General features: G+C 74.0%; 2 protein-coding genes. Both read left to right on the forward strand.

The genetic code is table 11. From position 1 onward, the window contains the following. Positions 1-1,650 (forward strand): lantibiotic dehydratase family protein (locus AWQ71_RS00005; protein WP_067124524.1); only part of this gene is annotated, 1,650 nt, incomplete at its 5' end. Next, positions 1,647-2,277 (forward strand): lantibiotic dehydratase (locus AWQ71_RS00010; protein ID WP_174550657.1); only part of this gene is annotated, 631 nt, incomplete at its 3' end. The genes AWQ71_RS00005 and AWQ71_RS00010, both read left to right, overlap by 4 nt.

Consider the following 2,277-nt stretch of genomic DNA (forward strand, 5'->3'; position numbering starts at 1 on the left):
TCCGCCGCCGAAGCCGACCTGCTCGCCCGCTGCGACGGACGCACCCCCGCCCACCAGGTCGTCACGGCCCTCCCCCGCCCCGAGGACGGCTACCTCCTCCTCGAACGACTCGTCGAACGCGACCTCATCACCTGGGACGCCGCCCTGCCGATCGGGCGTGACGCGGAATCCGCGCTGCGCGACCGGATCGCGGCGATCGACGACGACGAGCTGCGCGCCGAGGCCACCGCCGGGCTCGACCGGCTCTGCGCCGCCCGCGACGTCGTGGCCGCCGCGGCCGGCGACCCGGACGCGCTCAAGACCGCGCTCGCCACACTCGACGAGGAGTTCACCGCCCTCACCGGCGCGGCCCCCCGACGCCGCGACGGCCAGATGTACGCCGGACGCACCCTCTGCTACGAGGACACCACCCGCGAGCTCGACGTCACCGTCGGCTCCGCACTCCTGGACGACCTCGCCGCACCGCTGGACGTCCTGCTCACCACCGCCCGCTGGCTCACCCACGCGATCAGCGCGGCGTGCCTGGACGTCCTGCGCGACCTGTACGCGGAGCTGAGTCAGGAGGCGACGGGCCCGGTGCGCCTGGGCGACCTGTGGTACCTGGCCCAGGGCCTGCTGTTCACCGGCGACGACAACCCGTTCCGCACGGTGGCGGCCGACTTCGCCCGGCGCTGGGCCGAGCTGATCGGGACGCCGGACACCGCCGCGACCGGCGGCCGGGTCACGCTCTCCTCCGCCGAGCTGGCCGAGTCGCTGGCCCGGCTCTTCCCCGCCGAGCGGCCCGGCTGGGCCGGCGCCCGGCTGCACAGCCCCGACCTGCAGATCTGCGCGCCCGACGTGGACGCCGTCAACCGGGGCGAGTACCAGGCGGTCCTCGGCGAGCTGCACCCGGCGTGGTCGTCCCTGGACAGCGCGACGCTCAGCCCGTTCCACCCCGAGCAGGACCGGCTGCGCGCCGACCTCGACCTCGACCTGGGGCCGGAGCGGATCCACATCCTCTATCCCGAGGACTATCCCCGCCACACCACCCGCACCGGGTACGGGCTGACCCGGCCGCGTGACCGGCAGCTCGGCGTGGGCAAGGCGCGTGGCGCGGACCCCGACCGGCTGCTGCCCGCCACCGCGGCCACCGTCTCCGACGAGGACGGGACGCTCGTCGCCACCGGCCCGGACGGGCGGCGATGGCCGCTGATCGAGATCTTCGCGGAGATGCTCGGCACCCAGCTGCTGGACATGTTCAAGCTCACCGTCCCCGGCGCGCACGTGCCCCGGGTCACGATCGACCGGCTCGTCATCACCCGCGAAACCTGGCGCACCACCGTCGGCGCGACCGGGCTCGTGGATGTCACGGACGAGCGCGCCCGCTTCCTCGCCGCCCGTACCTGGCGAAACCGGCTCAACCTGCCCGACCGGGTGTTCATCAAGATCGGCACTGAAGTGAAACCCTGCTACTTCGACCTCACCAGCCCGCACTACGCGGACGTGCTGAGCGCCATGCTGCGGACGGCCGGGCCGGACGTCACGCTCACCGTCAGCGAGGCCCTGCCCACTCCCGACCAGGCGTGGGTGCCCGACCACCGGGGCGACCTCTACTTCAGCGAGCTCCGCCTCCAGATCACCGACTCCCTCACCCCGGACGGTGCGCGGTGACAAAACTGGAACTGGGGAACACCGGCTGGGCCGTCTGGCCGGACGCGCTGCTGCGCACCACCGGCTTCCCGGCCGCCGGGCTGGACGCCTTCACCGCGCCCGCCGCCGCTGCCGCCGCCGACGACCTGCTCGCCGGCCACGGCGACGCCGAGGTCTTCGACAAGGTCTTCGCCGAGGCGATCGCGGCCGGAGCGGCCAAGATCTGCGAGATCGCCGCCGACCCGCTCTTCCGCGAGGCGGTCACCTGGCAGAACCCCGGCGTGCTCATCGCGCTGGACGGCCTGGTCGCGGGCGGTCCCGACGCGCCGCGGAACGTCCGCCGCCGGGACCGGGAACGCGCGGTGACCCGCTACTGGCAGCGGTACTGCGCCAAGAACGAGACCATCGGCTTCTTCGGCCCGGTCTGCTGGATCACCGTCGCCGACTCCGGCCAGGCGCTGGACGTCCGTCCCGGAGCCGGACTCCTCCGGCAGCGGGGAGTGATGTTCGAGAGCTGGGCCCTGTCCGCCTATGCCGACCACCTGGCCGCCGACCCCCGCGTGCGCCGCTGCTGGCCGCCCGCGCTGCTCCCGCACCTCACCCTGCACGAGCGCAGCATCCTGCGCCCGATGCAGCCGCCCCTCCCCC

Origin of the sequence: Microtetraspora malaysiensis, assembly GCF_001528665.1 — a bacterium.
GTDB lineage: Bacteria > Actinomycetota > Actinomycetes > Streptosporangiales > Streptosporangiaceae > Microtetraspora_A > Microtetraspora_A malaysiensis.